Source organism: Paenibacillus sp. CMM36, assembly GCF_053570945.1.
The window spans coordinates 1-6,684 of the sequence record NZ_JBSEDY010000038.1 but is presented as its reverse complement, the minus strand read 5'-3'; the positions used below and the strand labels follow the sequence as shown (position 1 = coordinate 6,684).

At 51.3% G+C, this 6,684-nt stretch carries 1 protein-coding gene; it reads right to left on the bottom strand.

The window, feature by feature from the left end:
* The coding region (locus ACWA2B_RS27560; RefSeq protein ID WP_449292855.1) for an amino acid adenylation domain-containing protein at positions 1-6,684 on the bottom strand (6,684 nt) is incomplete at both ends.

The following is a 6,684-nucleotide window of genomic DNA, read 5'->3' as shown; positions in this document are numbered from 1 at the left end:
ATTCCACCTCGCCCAGCTCAATCCGGTAGCCCCGGATTTTCACCTGATGGTCGATCCGGCCCAGATATTCAATGTTGCCGTCCGGCATCCATCTCGCCAAATCGCCGGTGCGATACATCCGTTCATACCCGGCTTCCCCTCCGGCAAACGGGTCTTTCACAAATTTCTCGGCCGTCAGCTCTGGACGGTTCAGATAACCTCGGGCTACGCCGACACCGCCGATACACAGCTCACCCGCAACCCCAATCGGCTGCATTTGTTCCGTGCCTTCCTTCACAATGTATAGACGAATATTCTGAATCGGTTTCCCGATGGGAATCACCGCATATTCCTCATCCGGCTCGCAATCGAAGTACGATACGTCCACCGTCGCTTCGGTTGGTCCATACAGGTTGATCAGCTTCGCTCCGGTCAGGCTCGACACGAGTCGTTGGAACCGGGCCACATGCTGTGGCGGTAAAGCTTCACCACTGACAAAGACATGGCGCAGCGTGCCCAGCTTCGCTTGCATCACTTCCCGAGGCTGCTGCTCCACGTACTCCAGAAACGCATGCAGCATAGCGGGTACAAAGTGCATCGTGGTTACGCCATCGCGGGCAATCGTGTCCACGATCTCTTCCGGGTTCTTTTCCCCGCCCACGGACAACAGGCTTACCTTCGAGCCGACCATTGACCACCAGAACAGCTCCCACACTGACACGTCGAAGGTGAAAGCGGTCTTTTGTAGGATCGTATCTTCCGCACTCAAGCCGTAACGATCATGCATCCACAAAATCCGGTTCAGCACGGAATGGTGCTCCACCATCACACCCTTCGGTTTTCCGGTGGAGCCAGAGGTATAGATGACGTACGCAACATGGTGCGGCCCCGCCAGAGGCTCCAGATTCGAGCCATCTTCGTGATAGATGTTCTCGCGGTCCAGTACCAGCACCTGGCCGTCGAAACTCAGTGAGGCTTGCTCCGCCAGATGCGCTTGCGTCAGCACCAGCTTCGCGCCCGAGTCCTCCAGCATAAAGCGGATGCGGTCGACCGGATATTCCGGATCGATTGGCACATAGGCTCCGCCTGCCTTGAGGATCGCGTAGATGCCTACGATCATCTCCAGCGAACGGCGGACCAGAATACCGACTGGTTGATCCGGTTCAACACCTTCCGCACGCAGCGTCCGAGCCAAACGGTTCGCTCGCTCATTCAACTCCGCGTAGGTCAACGATTCCGATCCGCACAACACTGCCACCTGATCCGGCGTGTTCGTGGCCTGCTGCTCGAACAGTGCACTTAGCGTCTGATCCTGTGGATAGGCTACCGCCGTATCCCCCCAAACCTGAACGATCTGTGCCTGTTCTTCTGGTGTTACCAATTCCAGCTCATTCACACGGATATTCGGATTGTCCACAATTTGCCTGATGACATGGTCGATATGGCCCTGGATACGCTCCATAGTAGACCGGTTATACACCAGAGCATTGTATTCAAGCAGGATAGAGATATCCTCGTCAGGCACGACAATCAGGTTAAAATCGTAGTTGGTTTGCTCGGCAAGTGCCACATTGGCAATCGAGAAGCCTGTTTGTGCCTTTGTCTCGCCGGAACCGCCTATCTGCTTCATCTGCTGCCCAATCGGGTAGTTTTCAAAGACCATGATGTGATGAATCAGGTCTTGTTTTTGTTCAGTCCGTGCCTGAATATCGTAGAGCGGAAACGTATCATAGACACTGGAGGCCAAAGCCTGTTCCTGTGTGCGCTGCAATACTTCAGCAAATGTAGCATTCCGTTCACTTTGAATCCGAACCGGTATGGTATTGATAAACAATCCAATCATGTTCTCCACACCTGGAATGTCTGCCGGACGACCGGATACCACACCACCAAACACAACATCCTGATTATTATTGTATTGCTGTAAAATAACGCCCCACACACTTTGCAGCAAGGTGTTAATCGTGACATGTTGTTGCTTGGCCATTTGGTTTAATGCGGCACTCCGTTCTTTACCCAACATAAATGGCAGCTTTTCCGAAACATAGCCAGAATTTGAACTTCCACCACTTCCGTCTGGTTCTTCATCCCGTGCGGCTACAGAAGCTTGCGCATTCTCACCAGGCAACAAGGTTTGCTGCTCAAAGCCTGCCAAATAGTCACTCCAATAACGGGTCGCTTCCTGTGCATCCTGATCTTGCAACCATTCGATATAGTCACTATACGGCTTGACAGGTGCGAGCTCTGGCTGCTTGTTCTCCAGCAAGGCAGCATAGGCACCAAACACTTCGTCTGTCATCAGCGACAGGCACCAGCCGTCCATCACAATATGATGGAAGCTCCATACAAAACGGTATGAGCTTTCACCCGTGCGGAAGACGGATACGCGCATGAGCGCATCCTTGCTTAAATCAAAGCCTCGAGCTTTGTCCTGGGCCACAAATTCAGCTACAGCCTGTTCACGCCCTCTAACATCCTCATAAAAGAAGCTCGGACTTTTATGGCGATAGACGATTTGCAAGGGTTGACCATGCCAGCCACTATAGAAATTCGTCCGTAATATCGCATGTCGACTAACCAGCAGCTTCAGACTTTCCTCGAATGTGGACGGTGCAAAATGGCCCTCCAGATCAAAGGTCGCCTGTTCAAAATACACGCCTGTTTCAGCATTCATTAGACTGTGGAACAGCATGCCCTTTTGCATGGGCGTTAGCGGGTACACATTTTCCAATTCCCCAACCGTCTTGGTCTGCTCCTTAATCGTATCTAATTGCTCCAGGGTCAGACCTTTGAACAGTACATCACTTGGAGTTAATTCGATCCGATCTCGTGTAACACAATGCTCGATAACTTCAAGCAGATTGGATTTCAACAGGTTGGCTAACATTTGGACCGTATCTTTACGGAAGGCTTTGCCGTTATACCGAATGTCCAGTTCCAGGATGCCGTTCGTTACGATTCCGCTCACATTGAGCGCAAATTTCATCTTCGTCCGGTCACTAACGACCGATCCCATCGAGTAAGGAGACATACGAATATCGCTGTTTTGCAAGTCCTGATCCAGCTGTCCGAGATAGTTAAAGCTCACTTGTGGCTCGGCAAAAGCTTGATGTTGACCAAGATGCAGTGCATCTGCTTGCTGAGCCATGGCTTGGCCGGATTCACTCAAATATCTCCAGATTCCGTAGCCCATTCCTTGATTCGGAATATGACGCAGACTTTCTTTTACCTGTTTGATGCATCCCGACAAAGCGTGATCACGACCGATGTCTAGCCATACCGGATATGGTCTCGTAAACCAGCCTACCGTACGAGAAATGTCCGTATCCGGCAAAATGTTCTCACGTCCGTGTCCCTCTAAATGAATCAGACTGCGTTCATGACCCGTCCACGTATACAGCATCATGCCCAAAGCCGTCAGCAACAGATCGTTCATTTCCGTGTTATACGCACGGTGTGCTTGCTTCAATAATCTTTCTGTCTCTTCTTCCGTAAGCTGGAAGGCCACTGTATCCGTGTCAGCTAAGGTAAATGTTTCGGCCTGCGCTTGATCCTCAGGCAAACGTACTTGGTCAGCCAAAGCAGCTGCGTTCCATTGTTCCCAGTAGGCGTGTTCACTGTCCATGGCTGCGCTATTCGCATACTCGGAAAGTTTTTGTGACCAGGAACGGAATGAATCCGTTTTGTCCGGCAGCTGAAGCACTTTCTGATGAACGGCCTGTTCATAGGCAGTAGCCAAATCCTCAAACAAAATACGCCAGGATACCCCGTCCACGACCAAATGGTGAATCGCCATCAGGAGATGATCGCCATCTACACAGTGGAACAAACCTGCTTTAAACAGCGGCCCTTCATGCAGTTGGATACTCCTTTGAATTTCACTGGCTTTCGCCTCAATGGCTGCGCTGAGCGTGGCTTTATCCGTCAAGTTCGTAAAGTCCACCACATCCAGATGATACAGCTCACCTTCCTGTATTCCGCGACTCCATGCTTTATAGCCTTGTTCTGTCTTGCTGAACACCATCCGCAAAGCATCATGATGCTTTGTCAGCTTGCCAAGCGCCTGACGCAGAGCCGACTCGTCAAACCCCTGCTCCCGGTGCAGCATAACCGCCTGATTAAAATGATACGCATCCACTTGCTCCTGCGCAAAGAACTCGTGCTGGATCGGAAGCAACGCCGTTTCTCCGCTTACTTCTCCCTGATCTGCCATACGACTGACCTCATGCATATGCGATGCCAGGGTTGCGACGATGGGATAGCGGAACAAATCCTTCATGTCCAGCTTGTAGCCGGCCTGGAATGCACGCGATACGATTTGAATCGCCTTGATCGAATCGCCACCCAGATCAAAGAAATTGTCCAACATACCGACGGTTGGCACACCCAGGACGGACTGCCAGACCGCTACAAGCGCTCGTTCCGTTGCAGTGCGTGGCGCTACATAATCCGCACCGCTGTGCAGATTGCCTTCCGGTGCTGGCAGGGACTTGCGGTCGATTTTACCGTTCGGTGTCAGCGGCATCTGCTCCAACCAGATGAAATACGACGGCATCATATAGCTTGGCAGTTCTTGTCCCAGCTCATGTCTCAGCTCACCGGCTCCCAGTTCTTGACTCGCCACATAGTACGCCACGAGCTGTGTTTGACCCGTTTCGTCCGTGCGTGCCATGATGACCGCTTCTTGTACCGACTCCACCTGCAACAGCTGCGATTCGATCTCGCCCAGTTCGATTCGGTAGCCCCGAATTTTCACCTGATGGTCCATCCGCCCCAAATATTCAATGTTGCCGTCCGGCGTCCATCTCGCCAAATCGCCTGTATGGTACATCCGCTCATGGCCTGCCTTACCCCCAGCAAACGGATTAATCACAAATTTCTCGGCCGTCAGTTCTTCACGTTTCCAATACCCACGGGCCAATCCTTCCCCGGCAATACATAACTCGCCCGGCACACCGACGGGCTGCAATTCTCCACTCGCATTCATGATATAGATTTGGGTATTCGCAATAGGACGTCCAATATTAATATGCTGAGCATGGGTCAGTTCCTGCACGGCCGACCACACCGTCGTTTCTGTAGGTCCGTACATGTTATAAATACGGGGACCGTCTATCTCTTGCAGTGCTGCGAGCAGCTTGGACGGAAGAGCTTCGCCCCCAACCATAATTGCCTTCACGCTTTGCAGCACGCGCGAGCCTGCTTCATGACTCAACAGCATTTGTAACCGGGATGGGGTCATTTGCAACATCTCAATCGAATGTTGAGTAATCAACTCACCCAGCGCCTGAGGATTCACCTGATGCTGGCTGTCGCCAAGCACAACCGTCATTCCACCCAACAGGGGGAGAATGGTTTCCAATACGAAAATATCGAATGAAATGGTCGTCAGTGACAACATGGTTTGGCTCGCTTCAAAATCAATGACTTCGCGCATCCCAGTAATAAAGTTGAGGACCGAGCGATGCTGGAGCATAACTCCTTTCGGATTTCCAGTCGAACCCGACGTATAGATGACATAAGCCAAATGCTCTGGGCGGGCAATCGTCTCCAGGTTGCTACTTTCTCCCTGATACAATGCGGCATCCTCAAGAAACAGGGTATTGGCATGGCAATGGTGTTCTTCTGCCAGTTCACGACGGGTCAGAAGCACTGCGGCCTCGCTGTCTTCCAGCATGTATGCAATACGAGAGGATGGAAATTCGGGATCAATCGGCACATAAGCACCGCCTGCTTTTAGCACAGCCAGCAGACCTACGATCATTTCCACGGAACGCTGCACCATCAGACCGACCAGTTTGTCAGGTCCTACTCCCTGGGCTTGAAGCATTCGAGCCAATGAATTGGCACGTTCATTCAGCTCCCGATATGTCAGACGCTGATGTCCAAACACCAATGCTACCTGATCCGGCGTACACTCCACCTGATCCTCGAACAGCTGATGAATCGTCTGATGGGACGGAAATGCACAAGCGGTGTCATTAAAGGCCGCTGTAATCTGTTGTTTTTCTGCTGCTGTGAGTAGTTCCAGCTCTTCCACCCGAACATGCGGGTTGAGCGAAATTTGCTCCAGCAAACGTGCAAAATGTCCATACAAGCGCTCAATACCTGCTTGATCAAAGCTGAGCGTGTTATACATAAAACGAATCTTGATACCTTCTCCTGGCATCACGACGACGTTTAGATCGTAGTTCGTTTGCTCTGTAGCCACCACATTCGAAATTGTAAATGGTTCCTGTCCTTCACTGCCCAGCTGCTCTACCTGCTGCTCCACCGGATAATTTTCAAATATCATAATATGATTGATCAAATCCTGCTTCTGCTCGGTCAGTGCTTGAATTTCATACAGCGGGAACGCATCATAACCATTGGAAGCCAGCGCCTGCCGCTGTGTTCGTCTCATCAGCTCGACAAAACTTTCACCTGGTTCAGACTGCACACGCACTGGAATTGTATTAATAAATAGCCCGATCATGTGCTCCACACCTGGAATATCCCCTGGACGACCGGACACAACGCTGCCAAACACGATATCCGTACTGTTGTTATATTTTTGCAACAGAACGCCCCATACGGTCTGAATCAGCGTATTGATCGTGACCTGATTTTGCTTCGCTACCCGTTCGATCTGAGCAACCAGCTCTGGCTGGAAGTCACATTCCAGATCTTCAGCGACATATAGCCCGGCTTGCATCGATTTAGGCT